The organism is Limosilactobacillus secundus (assembly GCF_020784695.1).
Lineage (GTDB): Bacteria > Bacillota > Bacilli > Lactobacillales > Lactobacillaceae > Limosilactobacillus > Limosilactobacillus reuteri_F.
Genome location: NZ_JAJGUA010000035.1, coordinates 30,147 through 52,676 on the forward strand (window position 1 = coordinate 30,147; position 22,530 = coordinate 52,676).

A 22,530-nucleotide genomic window follows, 5' to 3' on the forward strand; every position below is an offset into this window, starting at 1 on the left:
AAAAAAGCCTAAGATTGATTCAGAAAAAAGTTGAATTAATCTTAGGCTTTATCTTATTGCTTATCTTCCCAAATCTTTTGGAGCATTGGGTAGCGTAAGTCACCAACTTGTACTACTTGATAATCTGCACTTGCTAATGTTTTGGCATCACCAACACCAATTGCAATCGCATTTATGTGATGAATATTCTCGATATCATAAGCTGTCGTTCCAACTCCAATGCAATTAGCGCCGATAAGGTTTAATTGATTAGCAGCAGTTAGATATGGGTTTTCTTTATCATTAGTCTTAACGATACTATCGACATAGTTATCAAGCCCAATTTGTTTGAGGACATTTTGCACATCTCCATTAGCATCTAAAACGGCAATTTTAACGTAATGATCATAGAGATTTAGTAAAAGACGCTTAATCCCTGGAAGTTGATCTTTTTCGCTTAGGCTATCCGCTTCTTCGTTAAGAAATTTTTGCCATTCTGCAATCATTGAAGCCCTTTCGCTTGGGGCAGGATTAGCATTAAAATGTGCTAAGACTAAGGTTAGCCCTTGTGAAGGGGTAAGGTTATTGAATTGAGAAGCAAATTTTCCGGGTAATCCCATCCCAAATTCATACATTGCAAAACGTTGCCATGCAGTAAAAGATAACTTATTTGAATTAACAAAGATATTATTAAATGAAAAAATCGCACCGTCCATGATTAAACATCCCTTCATAGGTAATTATGTCTATATTTTAACGTAATCGAAAATGAAAGGGAATACATCTATAATGGCGAACGATATAATAATGGTCCCCATCGACCAGTTAAGCTGAATGATGGAGACCATTTGTTTTTTCTATTTTGTCATGTAATCCCGAGTCATTGGTAAGTTTTTACCTGAAGGACCCTTAGTAATCAAGTATTGAATAACATCAATGTTTCCAGATTCGAATGAGGCAGCACATGCTTGAAGATATAAATCCCACATCCGTGTAAACCGTTCACCCATCATATCAAGGATTTGGGCACGATGTTCATTGAAGTTCATATCCCAGATTTCGAGGGTGCGTTGATAGTGACGGCGAAGCATTTCGATATCAGCGATTTGCATATGATTTTCTTCAATGTGACCGATCATTTCTTCAAGACCAGGTACATAACCGCCAGGGAAGATATACTTGTTAATCCACCCGTTATATGCGCCGCCTTGTTGACGAGTAATCCCATGAATCAAGGCAACACCATCATCGGCAAGGTAACCTTGGATATCTTTAAAGTAAAGACCTAGATTTTCTTTTCCAACGTGTTCAAACATACCAACGGATGTAATGTAATCCCACTTTTGATCACCGAGTTCACGATAATCAACAAGCTTAACTTCGGCAACGTTTTGCAAACCTTCTTTTTCAATCCGTTCCTTAACAAAGCGATATTGTTCTTCACTTAAAGTAACCCCAGTAACTTTTAAGCCGTATTCTTTTGCAGCCGTTAACATTAATGTTCCCCAACCACATCCAATATCCAGCAATGTTTTGCCAGGTTTTGGATCAAGCTTCTTTAAGATGTGATGAACCTTATCAACTTGTGCTTTTGTAAGATCATCATGGTTGCCATCAGTAAAATAAGCACATGAGTAAGTTAGCGTATCATCAAGCCATAACTTGTAGAAGTCGTTTCCCACATCATAATGACTTTGAACATCATTTTCGCTCTCTTTTTCTGAGTGGCCTTGTTTAGGTAAAAATTTGCGGAACTTAGAACTCCGCATAAAACTATCGGCACTTTCATATGCTGATTCGATCAATTCTTGAATGCTACCCTGGATCTCAATCTTCTTATCCATGTAGGCTTCCCCAAGTGCAATTGAGGCGTTCTTGGTAATATCACGCATTGGAATTTTCTCATTAAAGGTGATAGTTACCTCAGGAGTTCCGTCACCATAGATAACACTTGATCCATCCCAAAATACGATCTTTACGGGAATGTTAAATGAGTGCTTTAGTAGTGACTTATAGAACGTCTTTTCTAACATGAAACGCATCCTTCTTTCTGCAATAATAATATTAATTATAACACCCTTAAAATAAAAGTGTTTCAAGACAATTAATAAAAAACATTTCATAAGAAAGCGATAAACTAATTGCTGAAAAAATGAAAGCTTGCTACTATGCTAATTAGTAGGGAAAATAGGGAGATGATTGAATGACGAATGCCTGGAAGCATTTTATTGAGAATGTAAAACTACGGCGTTTCACCGTCTTATTATTAGTCATTGTCGTACTCTGGCTAATGAGATCAATGATGAATTTAATTTTATTTACATTTATTCTTACTTATCTTGTTGTTAGTTGGGTAAGACTCGTCCAGCGATGGTTACCACGAATGTCGACGAGTTTAATTGTAATCGTTACTTATGTATTGTTAATTGTTCTTTTATACTTAGGGGTGACACGCTATTTGCCAGTTTTATCTCGGCAAGTTATTAAAATGGTCAATTCAGTAGTTCATTTCTATAGTACGCATCAAGCGACGATGATATATCGTTATGTCAGCCATTATGTAAGTACCGCCACTATTATGAGTCAGGTTCGACATGGGATAACAATCGCGGTTAGCACTTTGACAAGTATTGGTGCAATTACCGTTTCATTTGTAATGTCTTTAATCTTGAGCTTTTTCTATACGCTTGAATTAAAACAGATGAATGAATTTTCACATAGCTTTTTAGATAGTGATTTTGGTTGGCTTTTTCAGGATATTGATTATTTTGGCAAGAAATTTGTCAATACTTTTGGGGTAGTATTAGAAGCCCAATTTTTTATTGCTATTTGCAATACAGTGATTACCACGATTGGCCTATTATTTATGCGGATGCCACAGATTTTCGCCCTATCGTTGATTGTATTTATCTTTAGTCTGGTTCCGGTTGCCGGAGTAATTATTTCAACAATCCCATTGGCGATGGTTGGTTACTCAGTCGGTGGAATTCGCGATGTGGTTTACATTATTATCATGATCATCATCATCCATACTTTGGAGGCCTACGTCTTAAATCCTAAGTTTATGTCTAGCCGGACAGATCTGCCAATCTTTTATACTTTTATTGTCTTGCTGATTGGTGAACATCTTTTTGGTACATGGGGATTGATTGTTGGGGTACCAATCTTTACCTTCTTACTTGATGTATTAGGAGTAAAGCCCATTCGTGGTGCAAAAAAAGAAGTAAGTAAAAAATAAAATTCCATAGCGGAATTTTATTTTTTACTTTTTTGTTATCCGAACAATCGATGCTGTTTAGTTGGATAAAGTTAATAAAAATCGAACTTATTTTGCAAAACAGCTGAAAAAGTCTTGAGCTAGTGTATAATAAAATGAAGATAGGTCTAAAGAAAGGAAGCTGATATTCATGACAGATATCGAGATTGCAGACCAAGCGACACTGGAACCAATTACAAAAATTGCCGAGAAACTCGGACTTTCAGAAGACGAAATCGAACAATATGGTAAGTATAAAGCTAAAATTGATTTAAATATAAAGCCTTTACCTGATAAAAAACATAAATTAATTTTAGTTACGTCCATCAATCCAACTCCTGCTGGCGAAGGAAAGTCAACAGTGTTAATTGGCTTAGGGGATGCAATGAACCAGTTGAACTATCAAACAACAATTGCAATGCGTGAACCATCAATGGGCCCCGTATTTGGGATTAAAGGTGGTGCAACTGGTGGTGGCTATAGTCAGGTTGTTCCAATGGAAGATATTAACCTGAACTTTACCGGTGACTTGCATGCTCTTACAAGTGCTAATAATACCTTGGCCGCTTTAATTGACAACTACATTATGCGTGATAATGCAATGAATCTTGATCCGCAGCGAATCATTTGGAAACGGGTAGAAGATGTTAATGATCGGGCTTTGCGAAATATAGTTACTGGTCTTGGTGGTCCGATGGATGGTGTTCCACGTGAAACAGGCTTTGACATCACAGCTGCTTCCGAGTTGATGGCAATTTTATGCCTTTCAACTAGTCTTCATGACTTGAAAGAACGGATTAGTCGAATTGTAGTAGGATATACATATGATAAAGAGCCGGTTACAGTTGGTCAGCTTAATTTTCAGGATGCAATTACAATTATCTTGAAAGACGCATTAAAGCCTAACCTTGTTCAAACTTTAGACCATACCCCAACAATTGTACACGGGGGACCATTTGCCAACATTGCGCATGGATGTAATAGTGTTCTGGCGACGCAAACCGCCCTTAACCTTTCTGACTATACTGTAACGGAGGCTGGTTTTGGGGCTGACCTTGGCGGAGAAAAGTTCCTTGATATTAAACAACGTGTACTTGGTAAGCATCCAGATGCAATTGTCATCGTAGCTACTGTCCGAGCACTAGAATACAATGGCGGTGCCAAGCTTGCAGACTTAAATGAAGAAAATCTTGATGCACTGAAAAAAGGAATGGCAAACCTTAATCGGCATATTAAGAATATGCAATTATATGGGTTACCAATCGTAGTTGCAATCAACCATTTTGTCAGTGATACCGATAAAGAAATCCAAATGATTAAGGATGATTGTGCTAAGCAAAATGTTGAAGCAATTTTGACTGATGCTTGGGCTAAGGGCGGTAAAGGCACCCATGATTTGGCCAATAAAGTAGTCGAACTTGCTGATAGTCCAAGTGAATTTACTCATATCTATGACGTTCAAGTTGATGACCTTCAAACTAAGTTAGAGAAGATTGCTAAGCAGATTTATGGTGCTAAAGAAGTATCATTTAGCCGTAAAGCACAAAATCAATTGAAGCGGTTTGCTAAGTACGGATGGAATGATTTGCCAGTATGTATTGCTAAGACCCAGTACTCATTTACAGATGACCAAAAACAACTAGGTGCCCCAACTGACTTTACTTTCCATATTCGGGAATTGGTACCAAAGATCGGTGCCGGCTTTGTCGTGGCCTTAGCTGGTAATATGATGACAATGCCAGGTCTCCCTAAAGAACCAGCTGCAGTAAACATGACGATTGACGATAATGGTAAAATTACCGGATTATTCTAAATAACCAACATGAAACATCGATTGTGTAATGACGTACATCGATGTTTTTTTGTGATGGTATTGCCAAATCGGAAGGTAATGCTGAATAGGACGCTTAACCCTCCGTTCTTCGGGGGTGGGACTGAAAACTCGCAAGTGAGTTCAGTCCCACTCCCTTTCTTTTTCACTTATTAAACACGAACTATCTATTGCTTATTTAATTTAAAGTTCGAATTTATATTGAATTACGGAAAATGATTTGCTATCCTTAAAGCAGATTTTAGGAGGCGTTGTTATGAGTGATATTAGTGTTGTGATGGGCAGCAAATCGGACTGGCCAACTGTTAAAGAAACTTGTGATATTTTAGATGAATTTGGTGTTTCATATGAAAAGAATATAATTTCTGCTCATCGGATGCCAAATGAAATGTTCGCGTTTGCGCAAAACGCAGTTGATAATGGCATTAAAGTGATTATTGCTTGTGCCGGGGGAGCAGCTCATCTTCCAGGGATGATTGCAGCAAACACCCCCTTACCAGTAGTTGGGATTCCGGGACAAACAAAGGCTCTCGGTGGAATGGACTCGCTTTTATCAATTGTTCAAATGCCAGCGGGAATTCCGGTGGCAACTACTGCGATTGGGAAAGCAGGCGCTAAAAACGCTGCGTTATTAGCATTGCAAATTCTGGGGATCACAGATAAGCATATCCAACAACAAATCATCGAGTATCGACAGGCAATGCATGATCAAGCAAAAGAAAGCGGGCAGTATCTTGAATAAATTTATTCCACAAGGCTCAACGATTGGCATTATTGGTGGTGGCCAATTGGGACAGATGATGGCATTGGATGCCAAACAGACGGGGATGAAGGTTATTATTTTAGATCCGACACCTCATTGTCCAGCGGGGCAGGTTGCTGATGAACAAATTGTTGCTCCTTATGCCGGTACTAAAGCGATTGAAAAGTTAGCTGATAAAGCGGATGTACTAACTTACGAATTTGAAAATGTTGATTTAAACGCTTTGGAAGATGTACAGGATCGCGTTTATCTTCCCCAAGGAACTAACTTGCTTTACACGACCAAAAATCGTTTGCGAGAAAAGAACTTCTTGCGTCAGGCAGGGGTAAAAACAGCACCTTTCATGGCAGTGCACACTTCTGCTGAATTAAAGGATGCGGTAAAGAAAATCGGTTACCCGGCAGTTTTGAAAACCAGTGAAGGGGGATATGATGGACACGGGCAAGAAGTGTTACGTAATAAGGATGATCTCGATAAGTGTGCGCCTATTTTAGCCACTGGCGACTGTATCTTAGAGGGATGGGTGCCTTTTAGCCGCGAATGTTCAGTGATGGTCGGACGTAATGAAGATGGAGAAATAACGGTTTTTCCGGTTTCAGAAAATATTCACCATGATGAAATTTTACATTTAAGCATTGTCCCAGCAAGGATCTCTTCTGAATTACAACAAAAGGCGCAAAAAATAGCGGTGCAGATTGCCCAAGCGATTAATTTACGAGGAATTTTAGGGGTTGAAATGTTTGTAACAGATGATGGAGAGATTTATATTAATGAGCTTGCTCCCCGCCCGCACAATTCCGGCCATTATTCAATTGAAGCTTGTAACTTCTCCCAGTTCGCCATCCATAACCGAGCAATTTGTAACTGGCCACTCCCGCAAGTAGAGTTATTAAAGCCGGTGGTAATGGTAAATGTTTTAGGTCAGCATGTTAATGGAGTCCGACAACAGATTCAGAAAAAGGCAAATTGGCATTTTCATGATTATGGGAAAGCAGAAGTTCGTCATAACCGGAAAATGGGCCACGTTACAATCTTGACTGATGATATTGAAGCTACTTTAGCAGAAATTGACAATGTAGGAATTTGGAGTGCATAAAGTTCGGCTTTACGTAACCGCTTTTTCTGTGCGATAATACATTTAGAAAAAATAGAGAGGATTTTTAACTGATGATTGATCGTTATACCAGTCCAGAGATGAAAAAGATTTGGAGCTTAGAAACACAATACCAATGTTGGTTAGATGTTGAGATTGCTGCTGATGAAGCGTGGAGTAAGCTTGGACATATTCCGGCAGAAGATGTGGAAAAGATTAAAAAGAATGCCAAATTTTCTGTTGAGGGAATTGCAGAGATTGAAGCAGTGACCCATCATGATGTGATTGCTTTTACCCGAGACGTTTCTAAATCATTGGGGCCTGAACGAAAGTGGGTTCACTATGGAATGACGAGTACAGATGTAGTTGATACTGCACAAGGCTTGCGTTTAAAAAAGGCGAACGATATCCTTCGTCAAGATATCGATAACTTTATGGATGTCCTTAAAGAACTAGCTGAAAAGTATAAGTACACAGTTTGTATGGGACGGACGCATGGTATCCACGCTGAACCAACAACTTTTGGCTTAAAAGCTGCTCGTTGGTATTCAGAAATGAAGCGCAATAAGGAACGTTTTGAACATGCTGCTAAGGGTGTTGAAGCGGGTAAAATTTCTGGTGCAGTAGGAACTTTTGCGGAAATTGATCCATTTGTTGAGGAATACGTCTGCAAAAAACTTGGCTTACGTCCCCAAGAAATTTCCACGCAAGTTCTTCCTCGCGACTTGCATGCTGAATATATTGCTACCATTGCGCTTATTGGAACAAGTATGGAAGAAATGGCAACCGAAATTCGCTCGCTGCAACGGACGGAAATCCATGAAGTCGAAGAACACTTTGCCAAGGGACAAAAAGGATCTTCTGCTATGCCACATAAACGTAATCCAATTGGCTCAGAAAACATTACTGGTTGTGCGCGGATGCTTCGTGGCTTTATGGTACCTGCTTATGAAGATGTTTCACTTTGGCATGAACGGGATATTTCTCATTCCAGTGCAGAGCGAATGATTTTACCAGATGCCACTTCATTACTTGATTACATGTTGCGGCGCTTTGGTCGAATTTTAAAGAATCTCGATGTATTCCCTGAAACAATGAAGAAGAATATGGATAAGACATTAGGCTTGATTTACAGTGGCCGAGTTCTTTTGAAGCTGGTTAATAGTGGGATGACGCGGGAAGCAGCTTATGATTTGATTCAACCATATACCGCTAAGTGCTGGGCAGAACAGATTCCGTTCCGCCCGCTATTGGAAGATGACCCAACGATTCAAAAACAATTAACCAAAGAAGATCTTGACGATGCCTTTGATTACCATTGGCATCTTCGCCATGTTGATGACATTTATAAGCGATTGGGACTAGACTAATCTAAGCTAGTTTCAGGGGCTAGACGAACAAAAAGTTTGTCTAGCCTTTTTTTTGTTATGCTTTATTCCGCAAAACACGAACTATAAAACTAAATAACAAAATAAATATCGTGATTTGTGTTGACAAGGGAAAGGGAGAAAGAGTATATTGTTGTCATAAAATATCGAATTAAATTTCGGATTATAAAATGATTGTTCGTATTTTATTGAAAGGAAGTTCCGTAAATGGAGAAGTTATTGTATACCGGTAAGGCAAAACAGATGTGGCAAACGGAAGATCCAGCAGTTTTACGAGTAGTTTATCTGGACCAGGCTACTGCCCTCAACGGGAAAAAGAAGGATCACTTTACTGGTAAGGGTGAGGCTGCCAATGCTATTTCTTCCCTCGTTTTTGATTATTTAATGAAGCAGGGAATCGAGACCCACTTCATTAAGAAACTATCAACTAACGAAGACTTGGTAAAAAAATGTGAGATGTTCCCGCTTGAATTTGTAACGCGAAATGTAATTGCTGGTCATTTTGCGAGTCGGTATGGACTTTCAGAAGGAGAAGCGCTTCCTTCACCAGTTGAGGAAACATTCTATAAAAGCGATGAACTTAATGATCCCTTTATCAATGAATCCGCAACGATTGCTCTTGAGATTGCCAGCAAAGAGGAGCTTGCACAAATGTGGGGGATCTGTCGGAAGGTCAATAACTTACTTAAACCATTATTTGCCCAAGCTAATTTACGACTGGTTGACTTCAAACTCGAATTTGGCCGTTTGAATGATGGCAAGATTATTCTTGCAGATGAATTTTCGCCAGATAACTGTCGGTTATGGGATCTGACAACTAAGCAACATATGGATAAAGACGTATATCGACGCAAGCTTGCTGATTTAACCCAAACATATGATGAGGTATTGGAACGGTTAGAAGCAGTGATTAAGGAGGAAGCATAAATGGTCAATGTTCGGATTTTCGTAACATATAAGCAATCAGTCTTTGATCCGCAGGGAGAAACAATTAAGGATGCGATCCATTCTCTAGGTCATGATGAAGTAACTGCCGTTAAAGTTGGAAAATTCTTTGACGTTACCTTGGATACAAATGAGGATGAGGTAGCAACGGCAGTAAAAGAAATTGCTGATCAGCTCCTTGTTAATTTCAATATGGAAACTTATACATACCAAGTTATGGAGGAAGCCTAGATGAAAATTGCGGTGGTTGTTTTTCCAGGATCCAATTGCGATGTGGATTTATATGAAGCCCTTCATTCCGCTTGTCATGCAGATGTGGAGTATGTTTCTCACCGGCAAAAAAGTTTAGCTGGTTTTGATGCTGTGATGTTACCAGGAGGATTTTCCTATGGTGATTATCTACGAGCTGGCGCAATTGCCCGGTTTACCAATATCATGCCTGCAATAATCAAGATGGCAAATGAGGGGAAACCAGTCTTTGGAACGTGTAACGGATTTCAAATTTTGACAGAAGCAGGTCTTTTGCCAGGTGGACTCAAACGCAATGATAGCCAACGCTTTGTTTGCAAAACTGTTCCTTTAGAAGTAGTGAACTCGCACACTCTTTTTACTAGTCATTACCAGGATCACGAACGAATCGCATTACCAATTGCGCATGCCGATGGTAGTTACTATGCAGATGAAAAAACATTAGATGAACTGGAAGCAAATAATCAAATTGTTTTTCGTTACGCAACTGAAAATCCAAATGGTAGTTTACGTAACATTGCTGGAATTACTAATAAGCACGGAAATGTTTTAGGCATGATGCCCCATCCTGAACGGGCAGTAGAAACTATTCTTGGTAGTACGGATGGCTTACGGTTATTTGAGTCCTTGTTAGAAAACGGCAGAATTAAAGTGGAGGCATAGTTAATGAAGCAAGCAATGACCCCAGAAGAGATTAAAGAAAAGAAACCATACTTAGATTGGAGCTTGACTGAAGCAGAATATGATTACATTCGCACTCAGCTCTTGGGACGATTACCAAATTATACTGAAACCGGCTTATTTTCTGCGATGTGGAGTGAGCACTGTTCATATAAAAAGTCAAAACCGGTTCTGCGTCTCTTCCCTAATAAAAGTGAGCGAGTATTGCAAGGTCCCGGAGAAGGAGCAGGGGTTGTTGATATTGATGATGGACAAGCAGTGGTATTCAAAGCTGAAAGTCACAATCATCCGACAACTGTTGAACCTTATCAAGGAGCGGCAACCGGTGTCGGTGGGATCCTGCGAGATATTTTCAGCATGGGGGCACGACCAATCGCTTCCCTTGATTCCCTTCATTTCGGTGAATTAGATAATTCGACAACGCAAATGAAAGTAACTAATACCGTTCGGGGAATTGGTGATTACGGTAATTGTATGGGAATTCCTACAATTGCGGGTGAAACAACATTTGATCCGTGCTATCAGGGCAATATTCTGTGTAATGCAATGAGTGTTGGCTTAATGGACCAAAAAGATATCCAGCAGGGTCGCGCTGCCGGAATTGGAAATGCAGTGATGTATGTCGGCGCTAAAACCGGCCGTGATGGAATTCATGGCGCTACCTTTGCTTCCGCAGACTTTAATGATGAAAATATGACGCAACGTTCGGCGGTTCAAGTTGGTAATCCTTTTATGGAAAAACTCTTATTAGAAGCCTGTCTTGACCTTATTAGAAATCATCCAGACTGGTTAGTAGGAATCCAAGATATGGGGGCAGCAGGGATTGTTTCTTCAAGTGCGGAAATGGCTTCCGAAGGTCAAAGTGGAATGGAACTAAACTTAGATCTTGTTCCGCAACGTGAACCCGGGATGTCGGCTTATGAAATTATGCTTAGTGAATCCCAAGAACGGATGCTACTTTGCGTAAAAAAAGGTCATGAAGAAGATGTCAAAAAGATTTTTGATTTTTACGATCTTGAAGCGGTCATAATTGGCCGGATTACTGCGGGTCATGATTATGTTCTCTTTCATGATGGTGAAGAAGTATGTCATATCCCAGTGTCGAGTTTAACGGATGACGTACTAGAAGAAGAAAGCCTAGAAAAAAAGCCTGTGCGGATTGAATTAGCCGAACAGCAGCCAGCGTGGATTCCGGATATTGATAACGTTGCTGAAGTTTTAACTAAGTTGCTTGCTCAGTCAACAATTGCGGATAAAAGTAGTCTTTATCAGCAATATGATTCTCAAGTACGGACAAACACAGTGGCTGGTCCCGGGAGTGATGCTGGGGTTCTGCGGATTCGTGGAACACATAAAGGGTTAGCGATGACAACTGATGGGAACGGTCGGTTTGTTTACCTTAGTCCAGAAGTTGGTGGACAAATTGCCTTAGTTGAAGCGGCTGCCAACATAATTGCCAGTGGAGCTGAGCCGTTAGCAATTACTGACTGCTTAAATTATGGTGACCCAACTGATCCAGAAATTTTCTGGGAACTTCATCAATCTGTCCAAGGGATGGCTGATGCTTGCCGTGAATTTAATACCCCGGTTATTTCTGGGAATGTTTCTTTATATAACGAAAACAATGGGCAAGCAATTCATCCGACGCCGATGGTTGGAATGGTTGGTCTAATTAAAAATATTGATCGCGTAATTCCTTCGTTTATCCAACGCCCGGGAGATAAGGTTTATCTAGTGGGCCAAACTCATGATGATTATGCGGGGTCTGAGTTGCAAAAAATGATGACCGGCGATATTAGCGGAATTGTTAAGTCATTTGACCTTCACCATGTTCATCAATATATGCAACGGTTACTGACGACGATGGAGAACGGCCTTGTTTCCAGTGCCCATGATTTGAGTGAAGGTGGCCTCGGAGTAGCTTTAGCAGAAACGGTCTTCAAAACTGATTTAGGGTTGAAAGTTGACTTTGCTGATCAGCCAGCAGCTCGCCTGTTTAGTGAGACTCCTGGAAGACTTATCGTGACGGTTGCTCCTGAAAAGGCAACCGAATTCGAACAGGTATTAGGAAAAGATGCACACCTAATTGGAGAAGTTACAAATAGCCACTGGTTAATGGTTAAACTGGCAAATGGTGAACTCAATGAAAGTGTTGCAAAATTACAAAAAACATGGGAGGAGGCAATTCCATGCCAACTGAAATCAAAGGATTAAATGAAGAATGTGGGGTCTTTGGGGTTTTTGATGCGGCTAACGCTAGTCAATTAACCTATTACGGCCTGCATACTCTTCAACATCGCGGCCAAGAAGGAGCCGGCATTGTCTCAACTGATGGAACGGAACTTTATCAGCACCGTGACCGAGGATTGTTGGCGAAAGTGTTTGCTGATCCGGCTGAGCTTAAACGATTAAAAGGAAACGCTGCGATTGGCCATGTTCGTTATGGGACAAGTGGACATAACTCGATTGCCAATGTTCAACCCTTCCTTTTTCACTTTCATGATGGTGCTGTTGCCCTCGCCCACAATGGTAATTTAACTAATGCTGTTACCCTTCGTCGTGAATTGGAAAATGAAGGGGCGGTTTTCCAGTCAGATTCTGATACGGAAATTTTAATTCACCTTATCCGGAAATATATTAATGAAGGTTTTATTCCTGCTTTGAAGAAAAGCCTCAACCTTGTCCATGGTGGATTTGCATATCTATTACTACAAAAAGATCGACTGATTGCGGCTTTAGATCCTAATGGGATTCGTCCTCTATGTATTGGAAGGTTAGAAAATGGTGGTTATGTTATTGCTAGTGAGACTTGTGCTTTAGACATTATTAATGCTCAATTTGTGCGTGATGTTTTGCCAGGAGAATTAATAGTTATTGATAAAAATGGGTTACATATTGACCATTACACTACCCAAACTCAGCTGGCAATTTGCTCAATGGAGTATATCTATTTTGCCCGTCCTGATTCTATTATTCATGGGGTAACGGTACATAATGCGCGGAAACGAATGGGAAGGTTATTAGCAAAGGAACATCCGGTTGATGCTGATATGGTGATTGGAGTACCTAACTCATCGTTGTCTGCTGCTAGTGGATATGCTGAAGAAAGTGGCCTTCCATATGAAATGGGGTTAATAAAGAGCCAATATGTTGCGCGAACGTTTATTCAACCAACTCAAGAGTTACGGGAGTTAGGCGTTCAGATGAAATTATCAGCTGTCCGCGGAGTTGTAAAAGGAAAAAGAGTGGTAGTAGTCGACGATTCGATTGTGCGCGGAACAACTTCTAAGCAGATTGTCCAAATGCTAAAAAGAGCTGGGGCTAAAGAAGTTCATATGCTTATTTCCTCACCACCATTTAAGTTTCCATGTTTCTATGGAATTGACGTATCAACGCGTTCAGAACTGATGGCTGCTCATTACTCCATTGAAGAAATGCGGCAGTTAATTGGTGCAGATTCTCTTAATTTTTTGAGTATTGATAGTCTAATCAAAGCAATTAACGTACCAGACGCAGGAGATGCTCCTAATGGTGGACTTACCGTGGCATATTTTGATGGGAAGTACCCAACACCACTTTATGATTATGAAAAAGGGTACTTAAAGTCGTTAAGCGAACAAGAGCGATTAGCAAGAAAGGGGTAAGAGGATGAGTCGTTATCAAGATGCAGGGGTAGATGTAAATACCGGGTACGAACTTGTTCACCGTATTAAAGATGCAGTCAAATCAACTGATCGCCCAGGTGTGATTGGAGGAATTGGCAGCTTTGGGGGGGTGTTTGACTTAGAAAAATTACAGGTGCAGCATCCAATTCTTGTCTCTGGTACTGACGGTGTAGGTACGAAACTCTTAATTGCTCAACAAATGAATAAGCACGATACAATCGGGATCGATGTTGTCGCAATGTGCGTTAATGATGTCCTGGCGCAGGGAGCGGAACCAATAACATTTCTCGACTATATTGCGACCGGCCATAATGATCCGGCTAAGATGGCAGCAATTGTTAGTGGAGTAGCAACTGGTTGCCGAGAAGCTGGGACCGCTTTAATTGGTGGAGAAACAGCGGAAATGCCAGATATGTATGCAGCCAGTGAGTATGACCTGGCAGGAACAGTAATAGGAGTAGCAGAAAAAGAAGAACTTCTTACCGCTGCTGGACCACAAAAAGGTGATATTTTACTTGGCCTCCCATCAAGCGGCTTGCATTCCAATGGCTTTTCCCTTGTCCGACAAATCTTATTTAAGGATAATCACGTCAAATTAACTGATCGCCCAGAAGCATTGAGAGGAAAAACGGTCGGAGAAACGATTCTAACTCCTACTAGGATTTATGTTCGAGCGGTCTTACCACTAGTTCATCGCAAATTAGTTCATGGGATTAGCCATATTACTGGTGGCGGATTGATTGAAAATGTTCCCCGAATGTTGGGTGATAATTTGCAAGCGGTGATTGATCCTAGTCGGTGGCCACAGCTTCCAGTCTTTGACTATTTGCGGGTGCTAGGAGGCCTTGCTAAGGAGGATTGTTTCGAAGCATTTAACATGGGAATAGGAATGGTCTTAGCAGTGGCACCAGCTCAAGTAGCGCAAGTTCAAGAGATATTAGCAAATAAAAACATGACAAGTTATCAAATTGGTTATCTTCGTCATTGTTTACCAGGTACAAAAAAGATTGTTATCAAGTGAGGGTTGTAAATGAGAGTCGCAATTTTAGCATCAGGAAACGGAACGAATTTTGAAGTCTTAGCACAACACTTCAAAAATAATGATCTTCCTGGTGAATTATCATTATTATTCTGTAATCATCCAGATGCTCCGGTAATGAAAAGAGCTGCCCGGCTGGGGATTCCGGCAGAGAGCTTTACGGTCAAATCTTGTGGGGGCAAAGAGAAGTACGAAGAAAAATTATTAGGAGTATTGAAAAAGTATCAAATTGACTTTATTGCCCTTGCCGGTTATTTACGAGTAATCGGGCCCACGATTTTGGATCATTATGCTCACCGAATTATTAATCTCCATCCAGCATGGTTGCCAGAATATCCTGGACTGCATTCGATTGAGCGGGCATTTGCTGATCAACAAGCGCAGACAGGTGTGACCGTCCATTATATTGATGCGGGACTCGATTCCGGCCCAATTATCGCCCAGGAACACGTCCCAATTTTACCAACCGATACTATTGAAACTTTAGAAGCACGGGTTCATGAAACTGAACACCGGTTGTATCCTGAAGCACTGAAGCAGGCACTAGAAAAGGAGCAACATTAAGTTATGAAAAGAGCATTAGTAAGCGTTTCTGATAAGCAAAACCTGGTCCCATTCGTTAAAGGATTAGTTGAAAATGGTTTTGAAATTATTTCGACTGGGGGAACGAAGCGGGTTTTAGACGAAGCAGGAATTGAAACAATTGGTATTAAGGATGTTACTCATTTTCCAGAAATTCTTGATGGTCGTGTAAAGACTCTTAACCCATACGTCCATGGGGGACTATTGGCTCGCCGGGACTTGCCAGAACACATGGCGACCCTCGCAAAGCTTAATATTACGCCAATCGATTTAGTCTGCGTTAACCTTTATCCATTTAAAGAAACGATCGAAAAACCGGGAGTGGAATTAGCCGATGCAATTGAAAACATTGATATTGGTGGCCCTAGCATGGTCCGCTCAGCTGCTAAAAACTATCATGATGTAACAATCGTGGTGGACCAAGCCGATTACGATGAAGTCTTAGCCCAGATCAAAGAAGATGGCGAAACATCATTAGCAACCCGAGCACGCTTAGCAGCGAAAGCCTTTCGTCATACGGCAGCCTATGATTCTCTCATCTCTCAATACCTTACAAAACAGACAGGACTTGAAGATCCAGAAAAATTAACTTTAAGCTGGGATTTAAAAGAAACAATGCGTTATGGTGAAAATAGTCACCAAAAGGCTTGGTTATATGAAGACGCGCTCCCTAAGGATTTTTCAGTTTTACAGGCTAAACAATTACATGGTAAGAAGCTTTCCTACAATAATATTAAAGATGCTGATGAAGCATTACGGTGCATTCGCGAATTTGATGAACCAACAGTTGTAGCGATGAAACATATGAACCCATGTGGCATTGGTCGAGGGGAGAGGTTGGTTCAAGCTTGGGATCGTGCCTATGAAGCTGACCCTGTTTCTATTTTTGGGGGAGTGATTGCTCTTAATCGCCAGGTTGATTTAGCTACCGCCGAGAAAATGCACAAAATCTTTTTAGAAATTGTCATTGCCCCCGGCTTTGACGATGATGCATTTGAGTTATTGGCAAAGAAGAAAAATATTCGTTTGTTGAGTCTGGACTTCAGTAAGAAGGATGAACCAACTAAACATGAAGTTGTTTCAGTGATGGGTGGAATGTTGTTGCAGGAACAAGACACGCTTAAGGAAGATTACCACGACTGGCAATGTGTTACTGAAAAGCAACCAACAGAGGAACAGCTTAAGACATTAATGTTTGCCTGGAAAGCAGTTAAGCATGCCAAATCAAATGCGATTGTCTTAGCAAATGATGAGCGGACATTAGGGGTCGGAGAAGGTCAACCTAACCGAATTGATTCATTAAAAATTGCCGTAAAACATGCTGGCGAGGCGATTGATGATCGGACAGTGATGGCATCGGATGCTTTCTTCCCATTTGGTGATTGTGTTGAATATGCGGGCCAAAATGGCATTAAGGCGATTGTTCAGCCAGGGGGATCAATTCGCGATCAAGAATCAATTGAGATGGCGAATAAGTATGGAATTGCAATGGTCACAACAGGTATTCGTCATTTTCGTCATTAAAGCTAGGAGGGTATCATGGAAAAGCGGGTCAACGTATTAGTTGTAGGTGAAGGTGGTCGTGAATTTGCCGTGGCGAAAAAATTACAAGAAAGTCCCCGTGTTAGGCAAGTTTATTGTGCGCCAGGCAACGTGGGGATGTCGACGGTAGGAGTAGTTCCCATTGCAATTGCGGAAACTGACTTTGCTAAGCTGATTCAATTTGCTAAAGAACATAATGTCGCGTGGACATTCGTGGGCCCTGAGGATTGTTTGGTTGATGGGATTGTTGATGAATTTAAGGCCGCTGGATTAAAGGTTTTCGGTCCTGATGCGCGGGCTGCCCAATTAGAAGGTTCGAAAGACTATGCCCTTAATTTTATGAATAATTATCACGTTCCCACTGCCCGCCATGCGACATATCGGGATCAAACAGCAGCGATTAATAACGTTGGGCAATTTGGCTTTCCGGTAGTAATTAAAGAAAATGGTTTAGCTGGTGGTAAGGGAGTTGTCATTGCAAAAGATCGTGCGGAAGCAATTAAGACAATCAAAGAAATGTTTGTCAATGGTCAGGCGCGCCTTGTGATTGAAGGGTGTTTATCAGGTCCTGAATATTCAATGTTTGTTTTAATTAGTAATGGCCACTACCGAATTTTGCCCATGGCTCAAGACCACAAACGAGCCTTTGATGACGATAAAGGTCCTAATACTGGGGGGATGGGGGCTTATAGTCCCTTGCCACAACTTTCCTCAGCCGTTCGTCAACAGATGATTGATGAAGTACTTAAGCCAACAATTGATGGCTTGGTGGCTGGCGAGTATCACTACCATGGGATTTTATATATTGGCCTTATTTTGACTGATGATGGTCCCAAAGTGATTGAATATAATGTTCGTCTAGGTGATCCAGAGACCCAGGTGATTTTGCCCCGCATGAAAACCGACTTGTTCGAACTTGTAGATGCAGCAATTAATGATCGACCATTACCAGAAGTTGAAGAAAATGAAGATGCTTGTTTTGGCGTTGTTTTGGCATCAAAAGGCTATCCAACTAAGCCAATCCATGGACAAAAGCTGGGAACATTTCCCGTTGATCCCAATGTTACTATTGATTACGCAAATGTTGCTGGAACAATTAATGACTTAAAAGGTGCAGGTGGACGTTTACTAATGGTGATCGGGAAAGATGATTCTCTTCAAAAAGCCCGCGATCACGTTTATGGCTACTTGCGCCAGCTTGATGAACCTGAATGTTTTTATCGTCATGATATTGGTGCAAAAGCTGGACTGCAATAATTTCTTCATCACTATTGGCATTTGCAGGGGAATGGATTAAAATAATATGGTAATGCTGTTTATAGCGATTTTAAGAAGAAAGAGGTCAATTGAACATGGCTAAATTAGTATTAATTCGTCACGGTCAAAGTGAATGGAACTTATCTAACCAATTTACTGGTTGGGTTGATGTTGATTTAAGTGAAAAGGGTGTTGAACAAGCAAAGAATGCTGGTAAAGCCCTTAAGGAACACGGCATTGAATTTGACTACGCATACACTTCTGTTTTGAAGCGTGCTATCAAGACTTTGCACTATGCTCTTGAAGAATGTGACCAATTATGGATCCCTGAATACAAGACTTGGCGTTTAAACGAACGTCACTATGGTGCACTTCAAGGCCACAACAAGCAAAAGGCCGCTGAAAAGTACGGTGACGAACAAGTTCACATTTGGCGTCGTTCATACGATGTATTACCTCCATTGCTAAGTGCTGACGATGAAGGTTCTGCTGCAAAGGATCGTCGTTACGCTAACTTAGACCCACGTGCTATTCCTGGTGGTGAAAACTTAAAGGTTACTTTGGAACGTGTTATTCCATTATGGCAAGATGAAATTGCACCAAAGCTTTTGGACAACAAAAACGTTATCATCGCTGCCCACGGTAACTCTCTTCGTGCATTGAGCAAGTACATCGAAAACATTTCTGATGAAGACATCATGAACCTTGAAATGGCTACTGGTCAACCAGTTGTTTACGACTTCGATGACAAGCTTAACGTATTAAGCAAGGAAAAGTACTAAAATAAATTTACGATATTAAATTTGGAGAGGCGGGAAAGTTAAATTTCTAACGCCTCTTTTTTGTAGCCTTTTTTGAAAAAATATTGAAGATATTGGCGAATAAATTGAGCTTATAGTGAGTTGTGGTATGATTAACATCAGAATCTAATAAGGTGGAGAGAATTTAAATGAAAATGGAAAAACAACGAACACTCCCAATGAAGGAATTTTTTCCTTCATTGAAAGAACTGGTAAAGCCTAACTATTTAAAGGCAATGTGGCCAGTTGCAGGGGTATCAATTATTTTTATTGCTTTAGTAGCGATCTTAGCACTCCTTAATTCAAATATTGCTGCCTCATTGAGTATGACAATGATGATGGTAATGTACGGAATGGCTTCCCCAGTTGCAATCTTGTTCTCATTATTAGAAATTGTGGGGATTGTCGCAATTATTGCTGCGTTAGCTTTCTTCTATACTTTCTTTGGCGTTGCTACTCAATATACATACCAAGATAAGATGGCTCATCCAGAACAACCAGTTAGTGCTGGCTCAATCTGGATGCACTATAAGCACTTGCGAAAGAATCAAGTATGGCGGATCGTGCTTTATATTGGATTGTTCACTTTCTTATGGAGTTTACCACTCAACATTGTTAATGCATTGCTCTTGCCACGTTTATCAGGCGTTGCTGCTGTTTATACTGGGTGGGCAATTCGAATCCTTAACGATATTGTTGTATTGTGGAAGAGTATCGAATATTCGCAGTCATACTTCCTTTATCGTGAAAAACAACCACAATTCCTTGGTCAATCAATGCGTTATGCCTTAACTGCTAGTCGGCGGTTCATGACTGGTCGAAAGTGGAACTACTTTGTAATTCTGTTTGTTTTAGAATTCCTTCCAATTTTTATCTGGACCTTAATTTTGGGTGGATTGGCATTTTACGGTGTTTACACGGCAACTTATGTCCTCACTTATATCGGAATCGTCTTAGTGATTGTTGGTATTTCCTGCTACCTTCCAGTGGTATATGCAATTCTTGCTTTGTACTACAACAAGGCTCGAGCAGGAATGGAAATGGATGTGCTCTTCAAGGATACTTTTAAGCCAGTAGCCGAATTAACCGGTGAAGCTTATGTTCATGAAGTATATGTAGAAAAACAACCAAAAGAACAGCCATCACCAACTGTTAAGCGGGATGATGAAAAAGAAACACGAAGCAAAAAAAGATGAATAGTGAAAAAAGAGGCTGAGAAAAAATTTATTTTTTCAACAGCCTCTTTTTTATACGAATCTTGTTACGATATCGTGGAAATCCTCGTAGGCTAGCTTCGCGTCGTAACTACAAGGCTCGAGGCTAAGTCCGAACGATAATCAGCCCGTGCCGTGCTAATCACCGTTCTATCCTTAGCCCACCGCCTTGTCGAGGAAGTTAATTCCCACTCACTTTTGTGTTTTAAATACTTCTTGACAGTAATCGTTAATTCCATGTACAATGACGGCAATAACCAAAGATGAAGAAGTAATTTTAGTAGTAAGCGGCTGGACATTTAGGAAGCAAGTGGTAACTGTAAACTTTGCCAATGCCGTTATACGAATTACACTTACGGAGTCTTTCAGTATTTGAACGGATCGTCTCGTTATCGACTAGAGTGGTAGCTATTTAGTTGCAAATCAAGGTGGTAACGCGGTAAATCGTCCCTGACTTCATTATTTGAAGTTGGGGATTTTTTGTATCCGAGAAATTTATGGAGGTAAACATGGATATTCTTAATGAACTAGAATGGCGTGGGGCTATTAACCAAGTTACAGACGAAGAAGGCTTACGCAAATTAACATCAGAAGATAAAATTGCTCTTTACTGTGGAACGGACCCAACCGGGGATAGTCTTCATATTGGGCACTTAATTCCATTTATGATTTTGAAACGGTTCCAATTAGCTGGTCACCACCCAGTAATTATTATTGGGGGAGGAACTGGTGCAATTGGTGATCCATCCGGCCGAAAGTCAGAACGGCAGCTTCAAACAATGGATCAAGTTCACCACAACGAAGAAGCATTAACTGCTCAAATGAAGAAGTTATTCGGCACTGAAAACTTCACGATTGTAAACAACTACGAATGGTTATCAAAGATCAGCTTGTTAGACTTCCTTCGTGACTACGGTAAACTGTTTAACATCAACACCATGTTAAATAAGGAAGTAGTAGCAAGTCGGTTAGATGCTGGAATTTCATTTACTGAGTTCACTTACCAAATTCTTCAATCAGTCGATTTCCTTCATCTTTATCGTCACAACGATGTGCAATTACAAATTGGTGGCTCCGATCAGTGGGGAAACATCACTGCCGGGATTGATTTGATTCATAAGGTTGAAGGACCAGATACTAAGGTTTACGGACTTACCATTCCATTAATGCTCAAAGCTGATGGAACTAAATTTGGAAAGACTGCGGGTGGTGCAATTTGGCTTGACCCAGAAAAGACTTCTCCATACGAATTTTATCAATTCTGGATTAACCAAGATGACCGTGACGTTATTAAATACTTGAAGTACTTCACTTTCTTATCAAAGGAAGAAATTGATGACTTGGCAGAAAAAGTTGAGAAAGAACCATGGAAGCGAGAAGCTCAACGTCGCCTAGCCCAAGAAGTAACTAAATTTGTTCATGGCCAAGAAGCAGTTGAAGAAGCAGAACGAATTAGTAAAGCATTGTTCTCTGGGGATGTTGCTGACCTTTCTGCTGCAGAAATTGAACAAGGCTTTAAGAATATGCCTTCAGTAGATGTAGAAAATAAGAAAGAAAATATTGTTATTTGGTTAACCGATAATGGTATTGAACCTTCACGTCGCCAAGCTCGGCAAGATGTATCGAGTGGGGCTATCAGAATTAATGGGGAAAAAGTTGACGATGTTGACGCCGAGATTGATCCCCAAGCGCATTTTGATGGTAAGTTTGTGATTGTCCGGAAGGGTAAGAAGCACTATTACTTAGCTCGCGTAAAATAAACTAGACCAATTGTTAGTAAATACGTTCTTAAAAGATAATTTAAGGGCGTATTTTTTTGTTTTTAGATATAAAAAAACAAATTTTTTCTATTTCGAATAATAAAAAAGTTCAGGTTTAAAAAATAAATTAAAAAAGTTGGAAAAAGTTGTTGACGAAAGGATGAAATCCATGTATAGTAGTTATTGTTGTCAAAACAGTTAAGTGCTGTTAAGTTGATTCAACAAAAAAAGTTAAAAATAACTGTTGACATCTGATTGATGACATGATATATTAACGAAGTTGCTGATTGAGTTATCGATCAAAAGAAATTCAAAAATAATTAAAATTTCTTCTTGACAAGCTAATCTGATACATGTTATAATAAATATGTTGATTGGCTGCTTGATTAGCCAACAGGTAGACCTTTGAAAACTGAACAAAGTTTCGACGAATCAAATGTGTAGGGTCTTCAATCACGATGTGATTTGAAGCAAAACATTTGCGAA

20 protein-coding genes are annotated in these 22,530 nt (G+C 40.3%); 17 read left to right on the forward strand and 3 right to left on the reverse strand.

From position 1 onward, the window contains the following. Positions 1-53 precede the first annotated feature (53 nt). Both LMB57_RS06465 and LMB57_RS06470 read right to left on the reverse strand, forming a co-directional pair. Positions 54-713 (reverse strand): HAD hydrolase-like protein, encoded by a 660-nt coding sequence (locus LMB57_RS06465; protein ID WP_324255230.1) that lies wholly within the window; start codon positions 711-713, stop codon positions 54-56. Between the two features lie 123 nt (positions 714-836). Next, positions 837-2,012, reverse strand: a complete 1,176-nt coding sequence (locus tag LMB57_RS06470) for an SAM-dependent methyltransferase (RefSeq protein WP_229272396.1) — start codon at positions 2,010-2,012, stop codon at positions 837-839. A gap of 170 nt (positions 2,013-2,182) precedes the next feature. On the opposite strand from LMB57_RS06470, the gene LMB57_RS06475 reads away from it, so the two are divergent. The 16 genes from LMB57_RS06475 to LMB57_RS06550 all read left to right on the forward strand — a co-directional run bounded on the left by LMB57_RS06475 (position 2,183) and on the right by LMB57_RS06550 (position 20,266). Continuing rightward, entirely contained in the window at positions 2,183-3,217 is a 1,035-nt protein-coding gene (locus LMB57_RS06475) for an AI-2E family transporter (RefSeq protein WP_229272397.1), read from the forward strand. A 169-nt stretch (positions 3,218-3,386) separates the two neighbouring features. Beyond that, positions 3,387-5,048, forward strand: coding sequence for a formate--tetrahydrofolate ligase (locus LMB57_RS06480; RefSeq protein WP_229272398.1), 1,662 nt, complete (start codon positions 3,387-3,389; stop codon positions 5,046-5,048). Between the two features lie 274 nt (positions 5,049-5,322). Continuing rightward, complete coding sequence (gene purE, locus LMB57_RS06485) at positions 5,323-5,808, forward strand: 5-(carboxyamino)imidazole ribonucleotide mutase (protein WP_229272399.1); 486 nt, start codon at positions 5,323-5,325, stop codon at positions 5,806-5,808. Further along, positions 5,771-6,925: a 5-(carboxyamino)imidazole ribonucleotide synthase gene (purK, locus tag LMB57_RS06490; protein WP_229272400.1), complete on the forward strand. Its 1,155-nt coding sequence runs from the start codon at positions 5,771-5,773 to the stop codon at positions 6,923-6,925. Before purE ends, purK begins: the two co-directional genes overlap by 38 nt. A 71-nt stretch (positions 6,926-6,996) precedes the next feature. Continuing rightward, the gene (gene purB / locus LMB57_RS06495) at positions 6,997-8,292 is read left to right on the forward strand and encodes an adenylosuccinate lyase (protein WP_065533559.1); all 1,296 of its coding nucleotides are present in this window, start codon (positions 6,997-6,999) and stop codon (positions 8,290-8,292) included. Positions 8,293-8,517: 225 nt separating this feature from the next. Continuing rightward, complete coding sequence (gene purC / locus LMB57_RS06500; protein ID WP_229272401.1) at positions 8,518-9,237, forward strand: phosphoribosylaminoimidazolesuccinocarboxamide synthase; 720 nt, start codon at positions 8,518-8,520, stop codon at positions 9,235-9,237. After that, on the forward strand, positions 9,238-9,486 hold the full coding sequence (purS, locus tag LMB57_RS06505) for a phosphoribosylformylglycinamidine synthase subunit PurS (RefSeq protein ID WP_003669720.1): 249 nt from the start codon (positions 9,238-9,240) through the stop codon (positions 9,484-9,486). Next, the gene (purQ, locus tag LMB57_RS06510) at positions 9,487-10,167 is read left to right on the forward strand and encodes a phosphoribosylformylglycinamidine synthase subunit PurQ (protein ID WP_229272402.1); all 681 of its coding nucleotides are present in this window, start codon (positions 9,487-9,489) and stop codon (positions 10,165-10,167) included. Between the two features lie 3 nt (positions 10,168-10,170). Continuing rightward, positions 10,171-12,399 (forward strand): phosphoribosylformylglycinamidine synthase subunit PurL, encoded by a 2,229-nt coding sequence (gene purL, locus LMB57_RS06515; protein WP_229272403.1) that lies wholly within the window; start codon positions 10,171-10,173, stop codon positions 12,397-12,399. Continuing rightward, on the forward strand, positions 12,375-13,829 hold the full coding sequence (gene purF / locus LMB57_RS06520; RefSeq protein WP_229272404.1) for an amidophosphoribosyltransferase: 1,455 nt from the start codon (positions 12,375-12,377) through the stop codon (positions 13,827-13,829). The genes purL and purF overlap by 25 nt, the downstream gene beginning before the upstream one ends. A gap of 4 nt (positions 13,830-13,833) precedes the next feature. Then, a complete protein-coding gene (purM, locus tag LMB57_RS06525) occupies positions 13,834-14,871 on the forward strand; it encodes a phosphoribosylformylglycinamidine cyclo-ligase (protein WP_229272405.1) in 1,038 nt (345 codons plus the stop codon). 9 nt (positions 14,872-14,880) lie between these two features. Continuing rightward, positions 14,881-15,453, forward strand: a complete 573-nt coding sequence (gene purN / locus LMB57_RS06530) for a phosphoribosylglycinamide formyltransferase (RefSeq protein WP_229272406.1) — start codon at positions 14,881-14,883, stop codon at positions 15,451-15,453. Positions 15,454-15,456: 3 nt separating this feature from the next. Beyond that, positions 15,457-16,995: a bifunctional phosphoribosylaminoimidazolecarboxamide formyltransferase/IMP cyclohydrolase gene (purH, locus tag LMB57_RS06535; protein ID WP_229272407.1), complete on the forward strand. Its 1,539-nt coding sequence runs from the start codon at positions 15,457-15,459 to the stop codon at positions 16,993-16,995. Between the two features lie 15 nt (positions 16,996-17,010). After that, a complete protein-coding gene (gene purD / locus LMB57_RS06540) occupies positions 17,011-18,270 on the forward strand; it encodes a phosphoribosylamine--glycine ligase (protein ID WP_229272408.1) in 1,260 nt (419 codons plus the stop codon). Between the two features lie 95 nt (positions 18,271-18,365). Beyond that, on the forward strand, positions 18,366-19,052 hold the full coding sequence (locus tag LMB57_RS06545) for a 2,3-diphosphoglycerate-dependent phosphoglycerate mutase (RefSeq protein WP_003665449.1): 687 nt from the start codon (positions 18,366-18,368) through the stop codon (positions 19,050-19,052). A gap of 167 nt (positions 19,053-19,219) precedes the next feature. Next, positions 19,220-20,266, forward strand: coding sequence for an MFS transporter (locus LMB57_RS06550; RefSeq protein WP_229272409.1), 1,047 nt, complete (start codon positions 19,220-19,222; stop codon positions 20,264-20,266). A gap of 92 nt (positions 20,267-20,358) precedes the next feature. On the opposite strand, the gene LMB57_RS06555 is transcribed toward LMB57_RS06550, so the two are convergent. After that, positions 20,359-20,583 carry a hypothetical protein gene (locus tag LMB57_RS06555; protein ID WP_229278139.1) on the reverse strand — a complete coding sequence of 75 codons (225 nt, stop codon included), beginning with the start codon at positions 20,581-20,583 and terminating at the stop codon, positions 20,359-20,361. Between the two features lie 210 nt (positions 20,584-20,793). On the opposite strand from LMB57_RS06555, the gene tyrS reads away from it, so the two are divergent. Continuing rightward, on the forward strand, positions 20,794-22,044 hold the full coding sequence (tyrS, locus tag LMB57_RS06560) for a tyrosine--tRNA ligase (protein ID WP_113896925.1): 1,251 nt from the start codon (positions 20,794-20,796) through the stop codon (positions 22,042-22,044). The last annotated feature ends 486 nt before the right edge of the window (positions 22,045-22,530 follow it).